At 65.1% G+C, this 22907-nt stretch carries 25 protein-coding genes; 7 read left to right on the top strand and 18 right to left on the bottom strand.

Translation table 11 applies throughout. The features are described 5' to 3' along the window. Positions 1–178 precede the first annotated feature (178 nt). The 4 genes from Q2M23_RS36725 to ftsE form a co-directional block, all read right to left on the bottom strand. A complete protein-coding gene (locus Q2M23_RS36725) occupies positions 179–946 on the bottom strand; it encodes a lysophospholipid acyltransferase family protein (protein ID WP_316398641.1) in 768 nt (255 codons plus the stop codon). A gap of 139 nt (positions 947–1085) precedes the next feature. Beyond that, complete coding sequence (locus Q2M23_RS36720) at positions 1086–1796, bottom strand: YdcF family protein (RefSeq protein WP_076827440.1); 711 nt, start codon at positions 1794–1796, stop codon at positions 1086–1088. Positions 1797–1959: 163 nt separating this feature from the next. Next, positions 1960–2931: a cell division protein FtsX gene (locus Q2M23_RS36715; RefSeq protein ID WP_229189168.1), complete on the bottom strand. Its 972-nt coding sequence runs from the start codon at positions 2929–2931 to the stop codon at positions 1960–1962. Then, a complete protein-coding gene (gene ftsE / locus Q2M23_RS36710) occupies positions 2924–3583 on the bottom strand; it encodes a cell division ATP-binding protein FtsE (RefSeq protein ID WP_016845305.1) in 660 nt (219 codons plus the stop codon). The genes Q2M23_RS36715 and ftsE overlap by 8 nt, the downstream gene beginning before the upstream one ends. 181 nt (positions 3584–3764) lie before the next feature. Here ftsE and Q2M23_RS36705 point away from each other — a divergent pair, with 181 nt between their 5' ends. Both Q2M23_RS36705 and Q2M23_RS36700 read left to right on the top strand, forming a co-directional pair. Further along, on the top strand, positions 3765–4631 hold the full coding sequence (locus tag Q2M23_RS36705) for an MJ0042-type zinc finger domain-containing protein (RefSeq protein WP_229189167.1): 867 nt from the start codon (positions 3765–3767) through the stop codon (positions 4629–4631). Between the two features lie 37 nt (positions 4632–4668). Further along, a complete protein-coding gene (locus Q2M23_RS36700) occupies positions 4669–5046 on the top strand; it encodes a response regulator (protein WP_016845302.1) in 378 nt (125 codons plus the stop codon). A gap of 171 nt (positions 5047–5217) precedes the next feature. On the opposite strand, the gene Q2M23_RS36695 is transcribed toward Q2M23_RS36700, so the two are convergent. From Q2M23_RS36695 to Q2M23_RS36680, 4 genes are all read right to left on the bottom strand, one after another. Next, on the bottom strand, positions 5218–5595 hold the full coding sequence (locus Q2M23_RS36695; protein WP_225164603.1) for a TadE/TadG family type IV pilus assembly protein: 378 nt from the start codon (positions 5593–5595) through the stop codon (positions 5218–5220). Continuing rightward, on the bottom strand, positions 5592–6032 hold the full coding sequence (locus Q2M23_RS36690) for a TadE/TadG family type IV pilus assembly protein (protein WP_168857846.1): 441 nt from the start codon (positions 6030–6032) through the stop codon (positions 5592–5594). Before Q2M23_RS36690 ends, Q2M23_RS36695 begins: the two co-directional genes overlap by 4 nt. 74 nt (positions 6033–6106) lie before the next feature. After that, entirely contained in the window at positions 6107–7342 is a 1236-nt protein-coding gene (locus Q2M23_RS36685; RefSeq protein ID WP_229191842.1) for a pilus assembly protein TadG-related protein, read from the bottom strand. A gap of 397 nt (positions 7343–7739) precedes the next feature. Further along, complete coding sequence (locus Q2M23_RS36680; RefSeq protein ID WP_316398640.1) at positions 7740–10358, bottom strand: TIGR02302 family protein; 2619 nt, start codon at positions 10356–10358, stop codon at positions 7740–7742. A gap of 172 nt (positions 10359–10530) precedes the next feature. On the opposite strand from Q2M23_RS36680, the gene Q2M23_RS36675 reads away from it, so the two are divergent. Continuing rightward, positions 10531–10914, top strand: coding sequence for a carboxymuconolactone decarboxylase family protein (locus Q2M23_RS36675; protein WP_018268955.1), 384 nt, complete (start codon positions 10531–10533; stop codon positions 10912–10914). Positions 10915–11113: 199 nt separating this feature from the next. Continuing rightward, positions 11114–12025, top strand: a complete 912-nt coding sequence (locus tag Q2M23_RS36670) for an NAD(P)-dependent oxidoreductase (protein ID WP_253588807.1) — start codon at positions 11114–11116, stop codon at positions 12023–12025. A gap of 236 nt (positions 12026–12261) precedes the next feature. On the opposite strand, the gene lysA is transcribed toward Q2M23_RS36670, so the two are convergent. From lysA to argH, 3 genes are all read right to left on the bottom strand, one after another. Continuing rightward, positions 12262–13527 (bottom strand): diaminopimelate decarboxylase, encoded by a 1266-nt coding sequence (gene lysA, locus Q2M23_RS36665; RefSeq protein WP_168857834.1) that lies wholly within the window; start codon positions 13525–13527, stop codon positions 12262–12264. A 16-nt stretch (positions 13528–13543) separates the two neighbouring features. Continuing rightward, complete coding sequence (gene lptM, locus Q2M23_RS36660) at positions 13544–13813, bottom strand: LPS translocon maturation chaperone LptM (RefSeq protein ID WP_057017758.1); 270 nt, start codon at positions 13811–13813, stop codon at positions 13544–13546. Between the two features lie 92 nt (positions 13814–13905). After that, positions 13906–15303 carry an argininosuccinate lyase gene (argH, locus tag Q2M23_RS36655; protein WP_057017757.1) on the bottom strand — a complete coding sequence of 466 codons (1398 nt, stop codon included), beginning with the start codon at positions 15301–15303 and terminating at the stop codon, positions 13906–13908. Between the two features lie 126 nt (positions 15304–15429). Here argH and tlpA point away from each other — a divergent pair, with 126 nt between their 5' ends. Then, a complete protein-coding gene (gene tlpA / locus Q2M23_RS36650) occupies positions 15430–16110 on the top strand; it encodes a thiol:disulfide interchange protein TlpA (RefSeq protein WP_316398639.1) in 681 nt (226 codons plus the stop codon). Here the strand turns inward: tlpA and Q2M23_RS36645 are convergent, their stop codons facing one another. Together Q2M23_RS36645 and Q2M23_RS36640 are read right to left on the bottom strand one after the other, a co-directional pair. Then, positions 16111–16299 (bottom strand): putative motility protein, encoded by a 189-nt coding sequence (locus Q2M23_RS36645; RefSeq protein ID WP_316398638.1) that lies wholly within the window; start codon positions 16297–16299, stop codon positions 16111–16113. A 121-nt stretch (positions 16300–16420) separates the two neighbouring features. Beyond that, complete coding sequence (locus tag Q2M23_RS36640) at positions 16421–17272, bottom strand: LysR substrate-binding domain-containing protein (protein WP_410469813.1); 852 nt, start codon at positions 17270–17272, stop codon at positions 16421–16423. On the opposite strand from Q2M23_RS36640, the gene Q2M23_RS36635 reads away from it, so the two are divergent. Continuing rightward, the gene (locus Q2M23_RS36635) at positions 17271–17765 is read left to right on the top strand and encodes a tautomerase family protein (protein WP_410469812.1); all 495 of its coding nucleotides are present in this window, start codon (positions 17271–17273) and stop codon (positions 17763–17765) included. The two genes, Q2M23_RS36640 and Q2M23_RS36635, sit on opposite strands and share 2 nt — an antisense overlap. Further along, a complete protein-coding gene (locus Q2M23_RS36630; RefSeq protein WP_316398636.1) occupies positions 17762–18973 on the top strand; it encodes a pyridoxal phosphate-dependent aminotransferase in 1212 nt (403 codons plus the stop codon). Before Q2M23_RS36635 ends, Q2M23_RS36630 begins: the two co-directional genes overlap by 4 nt. A 133-nt stretch (positions 18974–19106) precedes the next feature. On the opposite strand, the gene Q2M23_RS36625 is transcribed toward Q2M23_RS36630, so the two are convergent. The 5 genes from Q2M23_RS36625 to Q2M23_RS36605 all read right to left on the bottom strand — a co-directional run bounded on the left by Q2M23_RS36625 (position 19107) and on the right by Q2M23_RS36605 (position 22900). Further along, positions 19107–19988, bottom strand: a complete 882-nt coding sequence (locus tag Q2M23_RS36625; RefSeq protein WP_076827506.1) for a 3-hydroxybutyryl-CoA dehydrogenase — start codon at positions 19986–19988, stop codon at positions 19107–19109. Between the two features lie 248 nt (positions 19989–20236). Next, complete coding sequence (locus tag Q2M23_RS36620; protein WP_057017750.1) at positions 20237–21187, bottom strand: electron transfer flavoprotein subunit alpha/FixB family protein; 951 nt, start codon at positions 21185–21187, stop codon at positions 20237–20239. Continuing rightward, the gene (locus Q2M23_RS36615) at positions 21187–21936 is read right to left on the bottom strand and encodes an electron transfer flavoprotein subunit beta/FixA family protein (protein ID WP_016845285.1); all 750 of its coding nucleotides are present in this window, start codon (positions 21934–21936) and stop codon (positions 21187–21189) included. Before Q2M23_RS36615 ends, Q2M23_RS36620 begins: the two co-directional genes overlap by 1 nt. Before the next feature lie 117 nt (positions 21937–22053). Next, complete coding sequence (locus tag Q2M23_RS36610; RefSeq protein WP_092080510.1) at positions 22054–22626, bottom strand: cob(I)yrinic acid a,c-diamide adenosyltransferase; 573 nt, start codon at positions 22624–22626, stop codon at positions 22054–22056. Between the two features lie 79 nt (positions 22627–22705). After that, positions 22706–22900 (bottom strand): twin transmembrane helix small protein, encoded by a 195-nt coding sequence (locus tag Q2M23_RS36605; protein WP_028340366.1) that lies wholly within the window; start codon positions 22898–22900, stop codon positions 22706–22708. Between the last annotated feature and the right edge of the window lie 7 nt (positions 22901–22907).

Below are 22907 nucleotides of genomic sequence, written 5' to 3'. Positions count from 1 at the left end.
GCCCGAAGGACGGCATCGCTTCGGCTTGCCTGTGCCCGGCCATCCACCGTCTTGCTTCGGGCCGAACCAAAAACGTGGATGCCCGGGACAAGCCCGGGCATGACGATTTCTGAAGGGACCGACGAAACCGCGGGCACGAAATTCCCGGCAGCAACCGCACCAGGGCTTGTGCTGCGCCCTACCCTTTCGCCGCGTTCGGCACACCGCCGAACAATTTCGCCTGCTCGGCGCGGCCGGCCTCGACGATGCGGGTGGTGGCGGTTTCGATCTGGTCGCGCAGGCGAGCCATGAACTCGTCGCGCGGCAATCCCGGAGGCAGCGGATCGAGGAATTCGACCACCAGCGTCCCCGGATAGCGCATGAAGGTGCGGCGCGGCCAGAACAGCCCGGAATTGAGCGCGATCGGCAGGCACGGCACGCCGCTCTCGGCATAGATCTGCGCGACGCCGGCCTTGTAGTTCGGCGCCGCACCGGGCGCGGTGCGGGTGCCCTCGGGGAAGATCACAAGCTGCCGGCCGAGCTTCACCTCGACCGCGGCGCGCTTCAGCGTCTTGATCAGCGAGCGCGGACCGCCGCCGCGCTCGACCGAGATCATGCCGACTTTCTTGAGGTACCAGCCGAACACCGGGATCATCATCAGCTCGCGCTTCAGGATGAACAACGGATGCTGGAAGAAGCGCACCAGCGCGAACGTCTCCCAGAACGACTGGTGCTTCGAGGCGACCACCAGCGGCCCGCTCGGAATCTTCTCGATGCCGCGAAACTCGATCCTGATGTTGCAGATCACGCGCATCAGAAACAGGCTGATGTTGGCCCACGCGGCTTCGAGCGCCATCAACGCCCCCCGCGGCAACAGCAGCGCCGGCAGCGCGATGATGCAGAGCACCACCAGCACGAGATAGAACAGCACGTTGAAGATCAGCGAGCGCAGGAAGATTGAAGTCATTCTCTCAACACTATCCTTTACACCGTCATTCCGGGATGGTGCGTCAGCACCAGACCCGGAATCTCGAGATTCCACAATTCGCAATTACGAATTGGGGTTCGATGCCGCGCATCGCCCCGGAATGACGGTGCCTGATACATCAATTCGCCTGCGCCGTCGCCGGGCGGCGTGGCGCGGCAGCCGGCTCGGCGAGATCGGAGGTCAGGTCGAGGCCGAGACCGGCCAGCCGCACCCGCATCTCCGCGGCGACATATTTGGCGTATTCCGATAGCAAGAGACGGAACGTCGCGCCACTCGTCCACCACGGCTCGTCGCGCCATTTGTCGCCGACCACGGCGAACGGGATCAGCGTCACGTCGGGCATTGCATGTGACAATTCCACAATCGCCCGCGGCATGTGGTAGTTCGAGGTCACCACGATCAGCGACTTGAAACCGCGCTCGCGCGCCCAGCGCCGCGTCTCCGCCGCGTTGCTGCGGGTGTTGAGCGCCGAGCGGTCGAGATCGACGCAGCAGCTCATCAGCCCCTTGCTGTCCGGCACCGAGCGGGAAATGTCGCTGGCGTCGTTGGTCGGATGTACGCCCGAGATCAGCAAACGCTTGCCGTAGCCGGCAGCCAACAGTTCCATGGCGTCGGACACCCGCGACGAGCCGCCGGTCAGCACCACGATGCCGTCGGCATTTTGCGGCGGATCGGTCTCGACGCCGCGCAATTGCGAGAGGAAGCCGACAAAGCCGACCGCCGCGGCGACGAAGGCAAGCGCCAGCGGCGCGACGATGACGGCGCGCAGCCAGCCGCGCGGGCGCGCGGCAAAGCCATTCGGCGACGTATCGTCGGACTGCAAACTCATGTGATGCGGTTATCCTTCCCCCCGGGCGATTTTAAAGCATGATCCGGAAAAGTGGAAACCGGTTTTCCCCGGGACCAGTGCCGCGTGCACGCGCGCGAAATCACACCTGGGCGACGAAATGCGATCACGAGGCGGCGCCATGATTTCGAGTTTCGCAGCGCTGTCAGTCGATGTCGTCGAGCGTGGCAAACAGGGTGCGCCGCGATGCCCACGCGGTGATCGCCGCGATCAGCACCGCCTGCATCGCCAGCACCAGATAGCCCGACGGACGCAGCGAGAACGTGCCGAGCAGGGCCGCGAACTGGTCGCCGACCGGCGTGCCGGAGAACCAGTTGGCGATCGACTCGGAGAAGCCGAACGCCAGCATCGCCGCACCGCCACCGATCAGCCCGCCTTCGAGGCCGAGCCGAAGGAAATGCCGCAGGAAGCGGTTGGCGATGAAGCTGTCGCCGGCGCCGACAAAATGCAGCACCTCGACGATCGGGCGGTTGGCGGCCATCGCGCCGCGGGTCGCGAACGACACCGAGATGATGGTTGCGATGATCACGAGGATGAGGATGCCGACGCCGGCGAACGTCGTGGCGCCGGTCATCGAGCGCATGCGCTCGATCCAGGCGCGGTGATCGTCGACGCTTGCGGTCGGCGCCGCCTGCGTCACCCGCGCGCGTAAGCCGGCGAGATCGAGCGTGGTGCCGGGCTGCACCCGCGCCACGATGACGCGCGGCACCGGCAGTTCGTCGATCGAGAGCCCGCTGCCGAGCCACGGCTCCAGCAGCTTGGCGGATTCCTCCCTGCTGAACGGACGGACCTCGAGAATGCCGGGCTGCGCCCGCATCGCCTCCACCGCGGCCTGCGCGTCGCGATCGAGGTCGCGGCCCGGCGAGGGGCGCACCTGGATGGTGATCTCGCTCGATACTTCCGACTGCCATTCGGCGGCTGACGCGCTGACCAGCAGCACGGTGCCTGTCGTCAGCGAGGCGAGGAAGGTCATGATCGCGACGACCGCGACCAGTGCACGGCCCGAAATCGACGCCCGCGGCACGATCGGCGACATGTTGCGCGCAGTGGCCGGGACCTGCGGGCGTTCGCGCCCGAGATCGACCAACGACACTTTCTCGTCGCCGCTCCTATTCATAGATGTGCAGCCGTCCCTGATGCAGCACCAGCCGCCTCGCTTCGTATTGATCCATCAGCGTGATGTCGTGGGTCGCGATGATGACCGCGGTGCCGGATTTGTTGAGCTCGATGAACAGCCGCAGCAGGCGGCGCCCGAGCGTCGGATCGACGCTGCCGGTCGGCTCGTCCGCCAACAGCAGTTGCGGCCGCGAGATCACCGCGCGCGCGATCGCGGCGCGCTGCTTCTCGCCGCCCGACAGGATAGGCGGCAGCGCGTCCATGCGCTCGCCGAGGCCAACCCATTTCAAGAGATCGATCACCTCGCGGCGATAGCTCGATTCCTCGCGGCCCATCACGCGGAACGGCAGCGCGACGTTCTCATAGGTGGTCATGTGATCGAGCAGGCGAAAATCCTGCAGCACGATGCCGATCCGCTTGCGCAGGTCGGCGACCTGATCCTTGCTCAGCAGCGAGACGTCCTTGCCGAACAGATTGACCAGCCCGCGGGTCGGCCGCAACGACAGGAACAACAGCCGCAGCAGCGAGGTCTTGCCCGCGCCCGACGGCCCGGTGAGGAACTGGAACGAGTGCGCCGGGATCATGAACGAGAGGTCGCGCAAAATCTCCGGGCCGAGCCCGTAGCGCAGACCGACATTTTCGAACCGAACCAATGCGCTAGCTCCGTTCGAGAGGGCCGATGGCCCAATACCCTACACCGACGGCGAAGACGGCCCGAACCCCGGCCGAGCGCCCGCGAACCGCACAGAAAGCTTGTGCTTCGGTTATGGTTTCCGATTCGTTAACGGTCGCTAAGTAGCATCCGGGCATCCACACGGTGGAGATTCGGCCTCCATGCATATTGTCTGCCCGCATTGTACAACATCCTACGCCATCAATCCGGCCACCCTTGGCGAGGCCGGACGTACCGTCCGTTGTTCCCGCTGCCGGGAGGTCTGGCTGGCCCGGCCGGAGGACGCCGTCGGGGCGACCGCGCCCACTCTGGCCTATCAGTCCGCCGGATCCGACCTCGCCGCCGAATGGGAGGCCATGGGCCGGGAGGAGGCTGACGCGACCCCGATGGTCGAGAGCCCCTCGATTTCGGCCGATTTGCCCACCGAGGGCAGCGACGCCGACACGGAATGGCCGGCGCTGGCCGAGGCGGATGCCGCGGCCCATGCCGACGCCGGGGACGCGGGAACCAGGGGCCGCTTCCGCCTGCCCCGGCTTCCCCGCCTGTTCCGGCTGCCCGCCCTGCCCCGAATTCCGTTCATGCCGGTGATTGGTGCCCTGCCGACCACCTGCGGCGCCATGGCCGCGCTGATCATCGCGCTGTTCGTCTGGCGCAACGACGTGGTGCGGCTGCTGCCGCAGACCGCGCTGTTCTACAAGATGGCCGGGCTCGACGTGAATCTGCGCGGGCTCGCCTTCAAGGATCTCAAGATCACCAACGAGACCGTGGACGGCAAGCCGGTGCTGGTGATCGAGGGCATGATCGTCGGCCAGACCAGGAAGCCGGTCGAATTGCCGCGGCTGCGCTTCTCGGTCCGCGACGCCCAGGGCGCCGAAATCTATGCCTGGAACGCCGTGCTGGAGCAGCCGGTGCTCAATCCCGGCGAGCGGGCCTTCTTCAAGTCGCGCCTCGCCTCGCCGCCGCCCGAAGGCCGTAATATCGACGTACGCTTCTTCAACAAGCGTGATCTCACCGGCGGCCGCGCGTGAGCCGCCGGCCAACTCTATCGGGAACCGACCAATCACCATGACGCGTGTTCTGATCGCCGACGACGAAGACTCGATGCGCTCGCTGGTGGCGCGCGCCATCGCCATGGACGGCCACGAAACCGTGACCGCGCAGGACGGCGCCGAGGCGCTGGAGGTGCTGACGCGCGACGAAGGCGCGTTCGACCTTCTGCTCACCGACATCCAGATGCCCGTGATGGACGGCATCGCGCTGGCGCTGACCGCGGCGCGCGACTTCCCTGCGCTGAAGATCCTGCTGATGACCGGCTTCGCCCATCAGCGCGAACGCGCCTCCGGCCTCGAGGCGATCGTGCATGACGTGGTGACGAAACCGTTCTCGGTGGCCGATATCCGCACCGCAGTCGCGGACGCGCTGGCGGCGCGGAAGGCCGGCTAGTGTGCTGAATGCGAAGTTCGTGCGATTTCGCGGCAGCCACTTTCACGAACTTCGCATTCATAAAGCACACTAGAATCATCAGTTTGCTAGTGTCCTTATCGAATCCGAAGTTCGCTCCGAAGATGGGGCAAATGATGCGAACTTCGGATTCGGGACACTAGGGTTATGAGCTCAACTCGGAAAGCATGCCCGGGCGGTCAGCGTCACCGGGGACAGATTGAGAAATTGCGCAAATTGAAATGCATAACTCGCGCTGACCACGTTGCCGCAGGCTGACGTGGAATAGGTGAATGTCTGCGCCGGGAGCGTGAGGCCGAACGCCTGCTGCGCGGCGTAATTCGTGATGGCGCTCCCGCTTGGACAGAGCGTGCTGTTGACGGTCGCGCAACGCGCCGCCATTTCGGTGCCGTGCTGCAGCCCGAGCTGAGTCCAGAACAGCAGTCCGAATTCGATGATGCCAAATATGAACAGGAAGAACACGGGAGCGGTCAGGGCGAATTCCAGCGCGGAGGCCCCTCGATTGTCCCGCCATAGCGGTGTGAGTTTCACTGCAGCCTCGCAGTGGACTGGGCGCTATAGGTGTAGGAGGCCGCCACAATCTGATAATTGATCAGCGTGTAGTAGGTCCCTTGCGCCGAAACCATGGCATATGTTCCGGCCTGCGCGCCGCTGGGGCAGACCGCACCGCAACTGACGGTGCTGACCCCCGAACTGGTCGGGCACCCGCAAAACTGGTACGGCTTGGGCGAAGCATTGATGGCTGTGGAATTCGTGGCGGCTGTTACGGCGCTGGTGACGCCAGTCTCGTCAAAGCCGCGCACGATGGCGTATTGCGCTCCCGCCTGCGCGGCATTCTCGACCTGCATCTTGCGATAGAGCGCGAGTCCGATGTCGGTTACCGAGACGACCATCAGGGACAGCAACGGGATCATGATGCCGAATTCGATGGCCGCGACGCCGCCCCTGTCGTGAACGGCGGTGCGCACAAGCCGCGTCAGAGAGAAAACCAATCGACCACGGCTGTTGGATGAGGATCTCTGGATTTGCATCGGGGCCAACCTCACTCGATGAGTTGCGCGGTTTGCGTGCCTATCGTCGCGGTGCCGAGCGCCGAACAATTGACCTGAAGGTTCGACGTGCCGCTGAACGTCAGCGTGTCCGCGATGATCTTGGTGCATGATGTGCTTGTGCCGTTGCCACCGCCGAAGCTGAGGTCGGCCTTCGGCAGGTAGATGGCGCCGCCGAAGTTCTGGGTCGCACCACCCGTGAGATTAAAGGTAGTCCCGGCCGGCATGTTGCGGTCGCCATACATGACGATGCCCTTCGTGGAGCCGGAGGTCGGCGCCGTCAGATCGACGATCGCGTTGCTGCCGATCGAAGCCGTGCCCCACTTGCTTCCCGAGCCCGTAAAGACCAGGGTCACGCCGCTGCCCGTGATGGTGGCGTTGCCCGCGACGCTCAAGTTCGAGCCGTCCAGGTAATAGATGCCTGGATCGAGGTTCAGCGTTGCGCCGGCGTTCACCGTAATGCTGCCCGAGTAGCAGCCGGGGCTGAGGGAGTTCGTCTTTCCGTTGGAATTGACCGTAATCTTGGCGTTCGTGCAGCTCGGCTTCGACGGCGGAGAGACGTTCGCATACGGGTCAGCCATTGGCTTCACATGCGTCTTGACGCCGTTGGTGGCCGTGATGTTGCTGGTGCCGGAGACGTCGCCGACGACGCCGACCTGATTGGCGGCGACCGTCGCGCTGCCGGCCACGTTGAGTGATGGGCTTGCACCCGAGTTGCTGTAAAGGTTGCACTTGATCAGGTTGAGCTGGTTGCCGCCGCTCACGTTGACCGCGGGACTGGCGCTGGCGTTGAGCGCAAGCACGCAGCCCGTCCCGGAATTCGGCAGCGCGACCGCGCGCGCGGTGACCGGCACCGGGGCCGAGCCGAACAAGGCTGACAGCAACCGCTGTTGCGGTTGGCTCACGATGACTTCGACCGCCTGCAGGTTCGACGTCTGACTGCCGGTCTTCGGCGGTTGATTCACCCTGACCGTGACGTTGTTCGCCCCGTTCGCGTAACCGTAGTTTGCCGTGACCGCATTGGCTTCGGACAAAAGGTCGGCGCCTGCACTTGCCGCCGTTGCGGCGCTCACCGCGCCGGAGTCGGCGGCACTCTGCATGTTCTTATGTTTGTAGTACCACCATCCCACTTCGGTACCCAGCCCTGCCGTGCCGACCAGGACCGGCATGAGCAGCGCTGAAATGATCACATAGCTGCCCGACTGGTCTCGAACGAATTGTCGAACCAAGCTGGTCTGATGTTGGTGCCGGCGAGTAATACCCAATGGCCGGTATGACGATGCAATGAATAAACGGCTGTGCCTCATGTGCTCTCCTGAGACGCTTGCCAATTTTCCGAAGTAAGGTGACGCAAGCGACTTAAATGCGCACCAACGGGAACCCGACAATTTTAGGAAAATTGTGCGCAACGGGCGGACGACACCCGGTCCCGATCGCACCGATTGGAATACGGGGCGCGTAGCCCGCAGAAGCTGACGTCCGCAGGCTTACGACCGTCGTGCAGATTCCGCGTCATTCCAGTGGAAGCGCGGCATACAGGTCGCCGTGGCCGTTCGATTCAAAGCGCCGATGTCTCGTGAGTAGGCACGAGCTTTCACGGATGACGACAGTCGAAGGACGAGGCGCTCAATAATCCTTCAGCAGCCGCTCGATGTAGTCGAGCTCGATCTGCGGCCGCGACGGATCGGCGAGGCGGCGGCGCAGCTCTTCGAGGATGCGGCGGACGCGCTGCACGTCGATCTCGCCGGGGATCTTCACCGTGTAGTCGTCGCCGAATTCCCGGCCATGCAACGGGCGGCCGAGCGGATCGGTCTGGTTGCCGCCGCTCTGCTGGCGGCCGGCGCGGTTGCCGGGGCTGTCGCCCGGCTGGTCGCCATCGCCCTGCTGCATCGCGTCGGCGAGGCTCTGGGCGCCCTTGCGCAGCGCATCCAGCGCACGGCCCTGCGAATCCACCGCGCCGTCGGCATTGCCCTCGCCGAGCCGCCCGGAGGCATCGCCCATCGCGGAATCGGCCTGGTCGAGCCCGTCATCGCCGTCATCGCCCTGGTCGCCGCCTTGATCGCCCGGCTGCGCCTGGTCGCCCTTCTGACCCTGGCCTTTCTGGCCCTTCTGGCCGCGCTGGTCCGGTCCCATGCCGCGCTTGGCGAGTTCTTCCTGCAGCTTCTTCAAGCGGTCGCGCAGCGCCTGCTGGTCCTGCTGCAGGTCGCCCATCGACTGCTCGCCCTGCTTGCCGCGCATGCGGTCGCGGCGGGAATCCTGGCCCTGCTTGAAGGTCTTGTCGCGCAATTGCTGCTGCTTGCGGATCATGTCGCCGAGCTCGTTGAGCGACTGCTGCATGTCGTCGTCGCCCTGATTGGGCTGCGCCATTTGCAGGTTTTCCAGTATCTGCTGCATCTGCTCGAGCAGCTGCCGCGCCGCATCCTTGTCGCCGGAGCGTGACAGCCGCTCCATGCGATCGAGCATGTTCTTGAGATCCTGCTGGCTCAGCACCTTGGCATTGGGATCGAGCGGCCGGGCGAGCTGCTGCGGATTGTTGCGGAACTGCTCGACCATCTGGCGGAGGAAATTGTCCAGCGCGGCGCGCAGATTGTCGGTGAGCTTCTTGATCTCCTCGTCGGTCGCGCCGCGCTCGAGCGCCTGCTTGAGCGCGTCCTGCGCCGCGCGCAGCGCCTTGTCGACGTCCGAGATATTGCCGTCCTCGATGGTGACGGCGAGCGACCACAGGCTGGCGACCACCTCGCGCAATTGGTCGTCGGTGCGCGCCGCCTCGAGCTGCCGGCTCACGGTGTGCAGGCCAAGGTAATAGCCGGTCTCCGGCATGAACATTTCGGGCGCGATCATCAGCGCCTCGAGCGCGGCGAACACCTGGCCGTTCTGGTTGGCGTCGAGCGCCAGGATACGGCGCTGCTCGATCAGCGCGCGCGCCAGCGGCTTGGTGAACAGGCGCTCCGGCAGCCGCATGTTGAACGGCTCGCTCTTGCCCTCATTGCCGGCCTCGTCCTTGGCCGTCAGCGTCAAGGTCACGTCGGCGCCGGCATAGGGATCCTCACTGAGGTCCTTCACGGTCTGGCCGACGCCGTTGCGGGTGCGCGCATTCGGCAGCACCAGCGCGAATTGCGGCGGCTCGAACAACGGCCGTGGTTGCGCCGCCTTGCCGTCGGCCTCCTTCTTGCCGTCAGCCTCCTTCGGCGCATCGGTCGGCCGCACCGCGAATTGCGCGCGCGCTTCGCTGACGCCGTAATCGTCCTCGAGCCGGTAGGACATCTGCAGCGCGCCGCGCGCCTGCCGCTCCGGATCCTTGGCGAGCGCAATCGACGGCGGGCGGTCCGGCGTCGCGGTGAATTTCCACTGCGGCTGGCCGGCCGGCGCACGGACATGCGCGGTGCCGTCGCCGGTGATCTTGAAATGCCGCTCGTTGGTGCCCTTGGGCGCCTGCCCGTCCGGCGCGACCTCGGTAACACCGCCACCGACGACGACGTCGATGCTGCCGCCGCTGGAGCGCACCAGGAGCGTGCTGCCGGCCGGAACCGCGAGCGGGGTGGTGTCCGCCGCGTTGGCGTCCTTGTTGGCGTTGGACAGAATGATCGGCGGCTTGCCGGTGTAGTTGGGCGGCGTCACCCAGGCATCGACCCGGACATTGGCCGGCGCCATGATGCCGTTCCAGTCGAATGCGGAGGCGACCCGCAGGCCGCGCTCGTCGCCGGCGGCGACATAGCTCGCGACCAGCATCACGATGACCAGCGCGCGCAGCGCCCAGGGGTCGTGCAGCGACACGCGCGGCCGCGGCAGCCCGGCGCGGATGCGCTTGATCGAGGCCAGCGTGCGCTCGCGCTGCGCCTGCCACAGCGCCAGCGCAAACGGGTCCTTGTTGGTGAGCGTGTCGGAGAGCGTGGTCGCCGGACGATGGCGAATGCCGGCGCCGCGGTCGAGCCGGCTCAGGCCCTCCTCGCGGCTCGGCCAGCGGAAGCGCACCAGCGGCGACAGCGCCGCGAGCGCGGCAATCGCGAACAGGCCGGCACCGGCCACGCGTGCGACAAACGGCAGCACCAGCCACAACCCGGCCCAGGACGCGACCAGGAACAATCCTGCGACCGTCAGGAACCGGGCCAGATGCGGCCAGGCCCGTTCCCACCCAATCGCGAACCTTGCCCGCTGCAGAGCCTCTGTCAGTTTCAGCCGCGCGATCGCATCGCTGTCGCGGACGGCGCGCGACGGGTCAGAGGGGTCGATGTTGGCTCCGCTCAATAAAATCTCCGGGGTAGCCGGCAGGTCAGCCTAGCACGGCGGCGGCTTTGAGGCACCCGTTCCAGGCAGTAACCCACACCGGGAAATACGCATAACACGAAGGCGTGACTGCGGCGGTTCGACCCCGTAACGTCCCGGCCGAACCATCGCATTAACGCATGAGGAACGCGATATGGACCAAAAAACGCACGACAAGGGGCTCGAAATCCGCAAGGCGGTGCTGGGCGAAGCCTATGTCAACAATGCGCTGAAGAATTCGGACAGCTTCAACAAGCCATTCCAGGAACTCGTCACCGAATATTGTTGGGGCGCGGTCTGGGGCCGCGAGGAACTGCCGCGCAAGACCCGCAGCATGCTCAACCTCGCCATGATCTCGATCCTGAACCGGCCGCACGAATTGAAGGCCCACATCAAGGGCGCGCTGACCAACGGCGTATCCCGCGACGAAATCCGCGAGATCTTCATGCAGGTCTCGATCTATGCCGGCATCCCCGCCGGCGTCGACAGCTTCCGCATCGCGCGCGAGGTGTTCGCCGAACTCGACAACAAGGCGTGAGCGAGCTCCACTCGTTGTCGTCCCGGCCAAGCGAAGCGCGAGCCGGGACCCATAACCACAGCTCGTCGTGGTTACGACGGCTGTGGCCCCGACTGCACCAAACAACTTAGTCCTGGGGTTATGGGTCCCTGCTTTCGCAGAGACGACATCGTGTGGGAGGCGCGCATCGCACATAACGACGACATAGAGGAAACCACTCATGGAAATCGGATTCATCGGCCTCGGGAAGATGGGCTTCCCGATGGCGCGCCGGCTGATCGAGGCCGGCCACAAGCTCACCGTGTTCGACACCAGCAAGGACGCGCTCGACAGGCTGGTCGCACTCGGCGCGGTGGCCGCAACCTCGCCCAAGGACATCGCCGACCGCGTCGAGACCGTGATGGCGAGCCTGCCCTCGCTGCAGGCCTCACTCGAGGTGGCGACCGGCGCGGGCGGCGTGATCGAGGGCACGCGCGTCAAACGCTTCATCGACCTCTCCACCGTCGGCTCGCGGATGGCGGTGAAGATCCACGAGCTGTTGGCCAAGAAGAACATCGTGCAGATCGACAGCCCGGTCTCCGGCGGCGTCGCCGGCGCCGAGAAGGGCACGCTGGCAGTGATGGTGTCGGGCCCGCGCGCCGATTTCGAACTGGTGAAGGGCGCGCTCGACGTCATCGGCAAGGTGTTCTTCATCGGCACCAAGCCGGGCTCCGGCCAGACCATGAAGCTCGCCAACAACTTCCTGTCGGCGACCGCGATGGTGGCGACCTCGGAGGCTGTTGTGATGGGTGTCAAGTCCGGGCTCGATCCGGCCGTGATGATCGACGTCATCAATGCCGGCTCCGGGCTGAACACCGCGAGCCGCGACAAGTTTCCGCGCTCGGTCTTGCCGCGCAGCTTCGACTTCGGCTTCGCCACCGGCTTGATGGTGAAGGACGTGCGGCTTGCGGTCGAGGAAATGCGCGCGCTCGGGCTGTCGATGGAAGTCGCCGAGGCGGTCGGCCGGCTCTGGGAAGTCATCATCCGCGACGAGGGACCGGAGTCGGACTTCACCGCGGCGATCAAGCCGATCGAGAAGGCCGCGGGCGTGATCGTCGGCGGCGGTAAAGGCGGCGCGCACGCCGCGAAGTAACGCTCTCGCCGAAATAAACGCTGTCGTCCCGGACAAGCCAACGGGTCGGCGCGAAGCGCCGCCCGATGACAGGCTCCGCGCGACCCGGGACCCATCACCACAGGACTTCGTGGTTTAGCTGAGCTGCGGCCCCGGCTCAGGACAACAATCAGGAGCGGTGGTTATGGGTCCCTGCTCCCGTGCGCAATTGCGCACTAGGCAGGGACGACACCGTTAGTGAAGCGCGACACCGGCCATCACAGCCACGGCGCCGGCTTGTCCATCGCGATCAGGGCGTCGACGTCGATGCGCGGGCGGACCACGGCGTACTGGTCGTCTTTGACCAGCACTTCGGGCACCAGAGGCCGCGTGTTGTAGGTGCCGGACTGCACCGCGCCGTAGGCGCCGGCGGTCATGATCGCCAGCAGATCGCCGGCCTTCGGCTGCGGCAGCGAGCGGTCGAGCGCGAGATAGTCGCCGGTCTCGCAGACCGGGCCGACTACATCCGCGACCATGGTCGGGGTGCCGGGCGCGGGCTGGCGCACCGGCAGAATGTCGTGATGCGCTTCGTACAGCGTCGGCCGGATCAGGTCGTTCATCGCCGCGTCGATGATGACGAAGTTCTTGGCATCGCCCGGCTTCACATGGATCACGCGGGTGACGAGGATGCCGGCATTGCCGACGATCATGCGTCCCGGCTCGAACATCAGCGTGCAGCCGAGATTGTGCGTGACGCGCTTGACCATCGCCGCATAGGCGTCCGGCGCCGGCGGCGCGGCGCGATCCATGTAGTAGGGGATGCCGAGGCCGCCGCCGAAATCGATATGCGAGATGTCGTGGCCGTCGGCGCGCAGCGTCTGCACGAATTCGGCGAGCAGCCGGAAAGCGACCTCCAGCGGGCCGAGATCGGTGATCTGGCTGCCGATATGCACATCGGTACCGGTGACCTTGATGCCCGGCAGCTTTGCCGCGCGGGCATAGACCTCGCGGGCGCGGGCGATCGGAATGCCGAACTTGTTCTCGGACTTGCCGGTCGAGATCTTGGCATGGGTGCCGGCATCGACATCGGGATTGACCCGCACCGAGATGCGGGCCGTCTTCTTCATCTCGACCGCGAGACGCGACAGCATCTCGAGCTCCGGCTCGGACTCGATATTGATGCAGAGGATGTCAGTTGCGAGCGCGGCGCGCAGCTCGCCTTCGGTCTTGCCGACCCCGGAGAACACGATCTTCGAGGGCGGAATGCCGGCCGCCAGAGCCCGCTTCAACTCGCCGCCGGATACCACGTCAGCGCCGGCGCCGAGCTTGGCCAGCGTGCGCAGCACCGACTGATTGGAGTTCGCCTTCATGGCGTAGCAGACCAGCGCCTTCTCGCCGGCGAAGGCTTCGGTGAAGACGCGGTAGTGACGCTCCAGCGTCGCGGTCGAATAGCAATAGAACGGCGTGCCGACGGCCTCCGCCAGCTCAATGAGATTGACCGCCTCGGCATGCAGCACGCCGTTGCGATAGTCGAAATGGTTCATGACACGCTTTTAAATACTAATTGCCGAGCAGCGGATCGAGGAGGAAGGGCCGTTTATTGCCTCGCGGCGCGGCCGGCGCGGCCTCCGAGCCATAGGTCGGATTGAACACGCTGGGCTGCGCCGCCCGCTCGCTCTCGGTGTCGCTCGGTGCCGCGCCCGGCGCGACGTTCGCGGTCGGCGGCAGGTCGAGCGGTCCCTTGCGGCCGCAACCGCCGAGCGCCAGCGCGGATACGCCCAGCACAATGATGGCCCATCCCGAGGGGGTCAGGCGGTTCTTGCTAATCACGACGAATTCCCCAATTCGGGCGGCACCATACAAACATTGGCGTGCTCTGGCGAGAGGCGGAGCGCCATGAAATCACGGCCAAATTTTCCGGTTCAGCCCAATTTTCGCTCTTTTTCCAGCCGCTTGGCCCAGGCCTTGGCCTGCGCCATCACATTCTTCGGCGCCGTGCCGCCAAACGAGGTCCGGCTCTGCACAGAGGATTCGACGCTGAGCACCCTCAGCGCGTCGGCCGTGATCTTCGGCTCAACCTCCTGCATGGCCTTGAGCGGCAGCTCGTGCAGCGCCACACCCTGCTTCGATGCCAGGCCGACGATGCGCCCGGTAACGTGGTGGGCGTCACGGAACGGCATTTTCAGGGTGCGGACCAGCCAGTCGGCGAGGTCGGTCGCGGTGGCATAGCCCTCGCCGGCGGCGGCCTTCATCCTGGCCTCGTCCGGCACCAGGTCCTCGACCATGCCTGTCATGGCGCGAATTGCCAGTGACAGCGCCTCGAAAGCCTCCATCGCGCCCTGCTTGTCCTCCTGCATGTCCTTTTGATAGGCGAGCGGCAGGCCCTTCATCACGATCAGCAGCGCGGTGAGCGCGCCGATCACGCGGCCGGTCTTGGCACGCACCAGCTCGGCCGCGTCCGGATTGCGCTTCTGCGGCATGATCGACGAGCCGGTGGTGAACTTGTCGCTGAGCTTGACGAGGCCGACCAAGGGCGAGGTCCAGATCACGATCTCCTCGGCGAAGCGCGACATATGCACTGCGCAGATCGCGGCCGCCGACAGCGTCTCCAGCACGAAATCGCGGTCGGATACCGCGTCGAGCGAATTGGCCATCGGACGGTCGAAGCCGAGCGCCTTTGCGGTCGTGGCGCGGTCGATCGGAAACGAGGTCCCGGCGAGCGCGGCCGCGCCCAGCGGCGATTCGTTCAACCGCTTGCGCGCGTCGGCGAAGCGGCCGCGGTCGCGGCTGGCCATCTCGACATAGGCTAGGAGATGATGACCGAAGGTCACGGGCTGCGCGGTCTGCAGATGGGTGAAGCCCGGCATCACCGTGCCGGCATGCTCCAGCGCGCGGGCGACCAGCGCCTGCTGGAACGCGGCCAGCGCCGCATTGGTCTCATCGATGGTGTCGCGGACATAAAGCCGGAAATCGGTCGCGACCTGGTCGTTGCGGGAGCGCGCGGTGTGCAGCCGGCCCGCCGCGGGCCCGATCAATTCGGACAACCGCGACTCGACATTCATATGAATGTCCTCGAGCGCGCGCTTGAAATCGAAATCGCCCTTGCCGATCTCTGACAAAATCGTGTCTAGACCTTTGCCGATATTTTTCGCATCAGCGGACGTGATGATGCCCTGCGCGGCGAGCATCGCGGCGTGGGCCTTGGACGCGGCAATGTCCTGGGCATAAAGGTGACGATCGACGTCGATGGAGACGTTGATTTCCTCCATGATCGCGTCGGGACGTTCCGAGAAGCGGCCGCCCCACATCTTGTTGCTCATGACATCTCGCTCACGAATTCGCATTTCAGCCTTGCGGTTTCATGGCCGGAGGCGGCGAAACAGCACCGCAGTTCCGGTCGTATTCCCGGCACTGCTTAGCCACATCGACCCAGGATGACAAACGATATGCCCGAGACGACCCAACCCAACCCGACCGCCAGGCCGACCGCCAAGTGGCGCATCCCGCTGGTGATCGGCGCAGTGCTGGCCGGGGCTGTGATCGGCTATGCGGGGGTCTCCAGCCTCAAGCATCCCGCGGGCGGCGATATCGCCTGCAACACCGCAGTGGCCCTGGCGAAGAAGATCTCCCCGCTCGCCCATGGCGAGGTCGCGGCGCTGACCATGGCAACCACTCCCTTGATGCTGCCCGACCTGACCTTCGAGGACGCCAACGGCCAGCCGAAGAAGCTCTCGGACTGGCGCGGCAAGACCGTGCTGGTCAATTTGTGGGCGACCTGGTGCGTGCCCTGCCGCAAGGAAATGCCGGCGCTCGACAGCCTGCAGACCAAGCTCGGCGGCAAGGATTTCGAGGTGGTCGCGATCAACATCGACACCCGCGACCCGGACAAGCCGAAAAACTTCCTGAAAGAGGCCAATCTGACGAGTCTCGGCTATTTTTCGGATCAGAAAGCCAAGGTTTTTCAGGATCTTAAGAACATAGGCAAGGCGCTGGGCATGCCGACCTCGGTGCTGGTCGACGGCAAGGGCTGCGAAATCGCCAATATCGCCGGTCCCGCCGAATGGGCGAGCGACGACGCGATCAAGCTGGTGAAGGCCGCGCTGCAGCCAGCCGCAGCCGGGTTCTGATCAGGCGACGGTGTCGAGGTTGTCGCCCATGCCGGGCGACAAGTTCGCGGTGGAAGGCGTGCCGAGCAGGGTCTGAACCGCGAACTTCTCGGCGTCGAGGTTCTGCTTGGTCACGCGGGTTGCGATCTCACCCTGCAGACTACCCTGCTGCATCGACAGGATGCTGGTGACCATGCTCATCATGTCCATACGCGGCACTCCCAAAACTGGGGTTTGAGGTAACGCGCGAAAGTTAATGCTTGGGTAATCGATGGCCGCGTCAGGCTGACGCATCGTCCTCGAAATTCCCGCTAGCGCGATGATCCGCGTCTCAGGCCGCGTTCGCCGCGAAGGCGGCGCCGAGGGTGCGCAGCGCCTGCCGTGTCCGCGCATCGGACAGTTTTGAGTGAAGCATGACGTCGCGGGACGGCAATGGCGGCAGGCCAAGCCGCGGCCCGAGATCGACGGTGTCCGCCGGCGCCACCCGGCGCGCCAGCGCCGCGACCGCAAGGCCTGCGGAGATCGCAGCTCCGATCGTCGACAACCCGCCGCCGACGAATGCCTCGGTCCAGGCGATGCCGGCGGCGTCGAGCGCTTCGACCGCCATGGCACGCACGCTGCACGGCTCGGCTTGCGTCGCGAGGCGCAACGGCTCGCCCGGTCGATGGTGAAAATCGGGTGCGGCCATCCAGCCGAACGGCTCTTCGAACAGCACGTCGCCATCGCGGCGCTTGGCGTCGTGGCGGAGCACGATCGCAGCATCGAGCCTGCCGTCGTCGAATGCGCTAAGCACCGAACGCGACGTGTCGACGTGCAGCTGGATCACCAGCCCGGGATCGGTGCTGTTCATCCGCTTCAGCAGCGAGGCGAGTTCCGAGCCGACGATGTGGTGGCTGATGCCGACGACCAGCCGCCGATGCTCGACGGCAAACGAGCTGATCGCCGATTGATGCGCGGCCACCAGATTGCGCGCGGCGCCGAGGAAGGCGGCACCTTCAGCTGACAGCCGAACCAGCCGCGGCGTTCGCTCCAGCAGCCGCCGGCCGAGGCCGTCTTCCAGACGCCTGATCTTCAGGCTGACCGCGGACTGCGTGGTCTCCATCGCCTGCGCCGCGCGCGTGAAGCTGCTGAGATCGGCCACCAAGACGAACGCCTGGACCGCCTCGAGGTCGAGCGCCTTCATGGTCATTCATTTAAATATGAAATCATTGAAATGCTTTATCATACCGTTTTTCAATGAACAAGAGCCTCTAAGATCGGCGGCACGTCACGCCACCAGGAGAGCCACCATCATGCCGCTGACCCGCGTTTCATTGCGACGGGGCAAGCCCGCTGTCTACCGCAAGGCCGTTCTCGAAAGCCTTTATCGCGCCATGCGCGAGACCTTCGACGTGCCGGAAGGCGATCGCTTCATGACAATCTCCGAGCACGATGACGATGATTTCCTCTATGGTGCCGACTATCTCGGCATCAGGCGCAGCGATGATCTGATCATCATCCAGATTACTGTCAGCAATACCCGCCCGGTGGCGCAGAAGCAGAAGCTCTATCGACGGATCGCGGAACGGCTGACCGAAAGCCCCGGCCTGCGCGCCGAGGACATCTTCATCAACCTTGTCGAGGTGCTCCCCGAGAACTGGTCGTTCGGCAACGGTGAGGCGCAATACGTCCGATGACCGCTGCACCGCTTCTCTCACCGCGCATGAGCGGCATCACGGCATCGCCCGCATCGGTGCTGCGCCGCCGCGCCCGCGAACTGCGCGCCGCCGGGCGCGACATCATCGAGCTGTCGTCGGGCAATCTGGACTTCCCGACACCGGAGCATGTGATCACGGCGGCGCATGCAGCCGCATTGCGCGGCGAAACCCGTTACACCGATGTCGACGGCACGCCGGAACTGAAGCGGGCGGTGCAGGCCGCGCTGATGCGCGACCATCATCTCGACTACGGCCCGGACGAGATCGTCATCACCAACGGCTCGACGCAGGCGCTGTTCAACGCGCTGCTGGCGACCCTGGCGACCGACGACGAGGTGATCATCCCCGCGCCGTATTGGGCGCCCTATCTCGATCAGGTGCGGCTGGCCGGCGCGGCGCCGGTGGTGGTGCCGTGTGCGCAGAACGACGGCTTCAAGCTGCGCGCGGAGGATCTGCAGGCGGCGATCTCGGCGCGAACCCGCTGGATCATCGTCAACAATCCGGTCAACCCATCCGGCGCGCTGTATTCGCGTGATGATCTGTCCGAGATCGCCACGGTCCTGCTACGGCATCCGGACATCTGGGTGCTGGCCGACGGGCTCTACGAGCACATCGTGTTCAACGGATCTCCGGCGCCGACGCTTGCGGAAATCGAGCCGCGCCTGAAGCCGCGGACGCTGACCGTCAGTGGCCTCGCCAAGAGCTACGCCATGATGGGATGGCGCATCGGCTATGCCGCCGGACCCGCGGCGCTGATCCGCGCGATGATCACGATCCAGTCGCAGACCACGTCCGGCGCGTCGTCGATCAGCCAGGCCGCGGCAATTGCCGCGCTCGACGGCGCGCAGGATGTGCTGCTTGCGCGTGCCGCCATCCTGCGCGCCAAGCGTGACCGCTTTGCCGAACTCGTGAACGAATGCGCCGGGCTGTCCTGCACACCGCCGGAAGGCACGTTCTATCTGCTGGTCGCCTGCGCCGGCATAATCGGCAAGCGCGCGCCCGACGGCAGAGTGATCCGGACCGACCGCGATTTCTCGGCCTATCTGCTCGAGGCGGCCGACGTGGCAGTGTTTCCCGGCGAGGATCTCGGGCTGTCGCCCTATATCCGCCTCAGCTTCGCCAATCCGTCATCGACCATCGAGGAGGCCGCAAGGCGGCTGAAGCGCGCCTGCGCGGCACTGCAATGACGCCTCACGGACGGACCCCGCGCCTCGCGCTGACAGCACATCTGCTCGGACTTGGAACGGGTGTGACGATGATTGTCGGTCTGGTGCCCGCGACGCTTGCGCTGCTGCGGGCACTGATCTGAAGACGCGACGATTACCGCGTCGGGATCGGCTTGTCGCCGCGATAGTCGTAGAAGCCGCGCTGGCTCTTGCGTCCGAGCCAACCGGCCTCGACATACTTCACCAGCAGCGGACACGGCCGGTACTTGGAGTCGGCCAGCCCCTCGTGCAGCACCTGCATGATCGACAGACAGGTGTCGAGGCCGATGAAATCGGCGAGCTCGAGCGGGCCCATCGGATGGTGCGCGCCGAGCTTCATCGCGGCATCGATCGCCTCGACGTTACCGACGCCTTCATACAGCGTGTAGATCGCCTCGTTGATCATCGGCAACAGGATGCGGTTGACGATGAAGGCGGGGAAATCTTCCGACACCGCGACCTGTTTGCCGAGCTTGGCGACGAACGCCTTGGCGGTGTCGAAGGTCATGTCGTCGGTGGCGATGCCGCGGATCAACTCGACCAGTTCCATCGCCGGCACCGGATTCATGAAATGAATGCCGATGAACTTCTCCGGGCGGTCGGTCGAGGCGGCGAGCCTTGTGATCGAGATCGACGACGAGTTGGTCGCGACGATCGCCTCCGGCTTCAGTACCGCACAGACCTCGTGGAAGATCTTGCGCTTGGTCTCTTCCTTCTCGATCGCGGTCTCGATCACGAGATCGCAATCGGCGAGCGCGTCGAGCGACTCGGCGGAGGCGATGCGGTCGAGCGCCTGCTTGCGGTCGCTCTCGCTGATCGCCTTCTTCGCGACCTGCCGGGTCAGATTGCCGTTGATGGTCGCCAGCGCCGACTTCAGCCGGTCGCCGGACACGTCATTGAGCACCACGTCGAAGCCGGCCAGCGCCGCCACATGGGCAATGCCATTGCCCATCTGGCCCGAACCGATCACGCCGACCTTTTTGATTGCCACCGTCATCTTGTCATCCACCGGAACGGCGCGCACATCGCGCCTGCCCAATTCCAACGATACCCGAAGTAAAGCCTTCCGGGTTGCCCAATCCGCCGGAAAACGTTTTCCGGGACCATGATGTGATGACAGGTCATCATACCCGGGTCCCATTTTCCCCCGTCGAGCACGATCCTTTCGGAAAAACGTTTCCGGATCATTGCCTCGAAAATAATAACACCGGCCGGAGCTTACCCACCCGGCCGGTGTCTTGTCGCTTACTTTCCGAGCTTGCCGAGCGCTTCGGTGAGCTCCGGAACCGCCTGGTAGAGGTCGGCGACCAGGCCGTAATCGGCGACCTGGAAGATCGGCGCGTCCTCATCCTTGTTGATGGCGACGATCACCTTGGAGTCCTTCATGCCGGCCAGATGCTGGATCGCGCCGGAGATGCCGACCGCGACATAAAGTTCCGGAGCCACCACCTTGCCGGTCTGGCCGACCTGCCAGTCGTTCGGCGCATAGCCGGCATCGACCGCGGCGCGCGAGGCGCCGACGCCGGCGCCGAGCTTGTCGGCGAGCGGCTCGATGTACTTGGCGAAGTTCTCGCGGCTCTGCATGGCGCGGCCGCCCGAGACGATGATCTTGGCCGAGGTCAGCTCGGGACGGTCGCTCTTGGCGACTTCCTCGCCGACGAACGTCGACAGGCCGGGATCGGCGGCCGCAGCGGCGTTATCGATCGCAGCGCTGCCGCCTTCGCCGGCGGCGGCGAAGGTCGAGGTGCGCACCGTAATCACCTTCTTGGCGTCCTTCGACTTCACGGTCTGGATCGCGTTGCCGGCATAGATCGGCCGCTCGAAGGTGTCGGGGGCGACGACCTTGATGATCTCGGAGACCTGCATGACGTCGAGCAAGGCCGCGACGCGCGGCATCACATTCTTGAAGCGCGAGGTCGCGGGCGCGACGAACGCGTCATAGCCAGGAGCCAGCGCGACGATCAGCGCGGCCAGCGGCTCGGCAAGGTCGTGTTCATAGGCCGGGCCTTCGGCCACCAGCACCTTGGTGACGCCGGCAAGCTTGGCGGCTGCTTCCGCCGCCGCCTTGGTGCCCTGGCCGCCACCGGCAACCAGCACATGGACATCGCCGCCGAGCTGGCTCGCCGCGGTCAGCGCCTTGTTGGTCGCGTCCTTCAGCGTCTCGTGGTCGTGTTCAGCAATCAACAGCGTCGTCATCAGAGAACCCCGGCTTCGGTCTTGAGCTTGTTCACGAGTTCGGCGACGTCCTTGACCTTGACGCCCGCCTTGCGGCCTGCCGGTTCCGCGGTCTTCAGCACTTCCAGACGCGGCGTCACATCGACGCCGTAGTCAGCGACGCTCTTGTCGTCGATCGGCTTCTTCTTCGCCTTCATGATGTTGGGCAGCGACGCATAGCGCGGCTCGTTCAGGCGCAGGTCGGTGGTGACGATCGCCGGGCCCTTGAGCTTGATGGTCTGCAGGCCGCCGTCGACTTCGCGGGTGACCTTGAAGTCGGATCCTTCGACCTCGAGCTTGGAGGCGAAGGTCGCCTGCGACCAGCCGAGCAGCGCGGCCAGCATCTGGCCGGTCTGGTTCGAGTCGTCGTCGATCGCCTGCTTGCCGAGAATGACGAGGCCGGGCTGCTCCGCCTCGACCACCGCCTTCAGGATCTTGGCAACCGCGAGCGGTTCGACATTGCCTTCGGCCTTGACCAGGATGCCGCGGTCGGCACCCATCGCAAGTCCGGTGCGAATGGTCTCGGAGGCCTGCGCGGGTCCGATCGACACCACCACCACTTCGGTCGCCTTGCCGGCTTCTTTCAGCCGCAGCGCTTCCTCGACGGCGATTTCGTCGAACGGGTTCATCGACATCTTGACGTTGGCGAGCTCCACGCCCGTCCCGTCACTCTTGACGCGGACCTTGACGTTGTAGTCGACGACCCGCTTTACCGGCACAAGAACCTTCATCGATCCTCTTTCGCTTTGATTTTATGGGTTTCGGTTGGCTGGCGCGGAACCTAAAGGTCCCGTTTCTCCCGGTCAACGCGCCAAAGCCAAAAAACCGTCCCCCGGTTTTGAACCAGTTTAGCGGTTCTGGCCCGGCACCCACAACACGTCTCCCGCTCCCTTATTGTTCTGGAAGCGGCTGGCAACGAACAGGAAATCCGACAGCCGGTTCATATACTGGATGCCAGCCTGATTGACCGGCTCGTCGGGTTGGGCGGCGAGTTCCACCATCATCCGTTCCGCGCGGCGACATATCGTCCGGGCGAGATGCAGATAGGCAGAGGCAGGCGTGCCGCCGGGCAGCACGAACGAGGTCAGCGGCGCGAGCTGGTCGTTCAGGCTGTCGATATCGCGCTCGAGCCGCTCGACCTGGCTTGCCAGCATCCGCAGACGTTCGGCCTTGCCCTCGCGTTCGGGCACCGCGAGGTCGGCGCCGAGATCGAACAGATCGTTCTGGATCCGGCCGAGCATCGCATCGACCGCGGGGCTGCCGGCAAGATGCAGCCGCACCACGCCGATCGCGGCATTGGTCTCGTCGACCGTGCCATAGGCGGCAATGCGCAGATCGTATTTCGGCCGCCGCTCGCCGGAGCCGAGCGCGGTGGTGCCGTCATCGCCGGTGCGCGTGTAGATCCGATTGAGAACAACCATGGCAGGCTCCGGTGTTCGATGTTCGAGTCCACCACTCCGATCGGGAGAGGTGGAGAATAGCCCGACAAATCTACCTCACCTAACGCCCCATCGCCCAGACCGCGAGCATTGCGATGACGATGGCGACGAACTGCAGCAGCACGCGCAGCCGCATCAGCTTCTGCGACGTGTTCGGCGAGCCGCCCTTCATCATATTGATGAGGCCGAGCAGGAGCACCAGCGCGACGGCGCCGACGGCGATGGGAAGAATGATCGTGCTGAGGAGAGATGTCATTTGCGGT

Source organism: Bradyrhizobium sp. 33ap4 (assembly GCF_032654765.1).
Taxonomy (GTDB): Bacteria; Pseudomonadota; Alphaproteobacteria; order Rhizobiales; family Xanthobacteraceae; genus Bradyrhizobium; species Bradyrhizobium australafricanum.
This window is presented reverse-complemented; position numbering and strand designations above follow the sequence as displayed.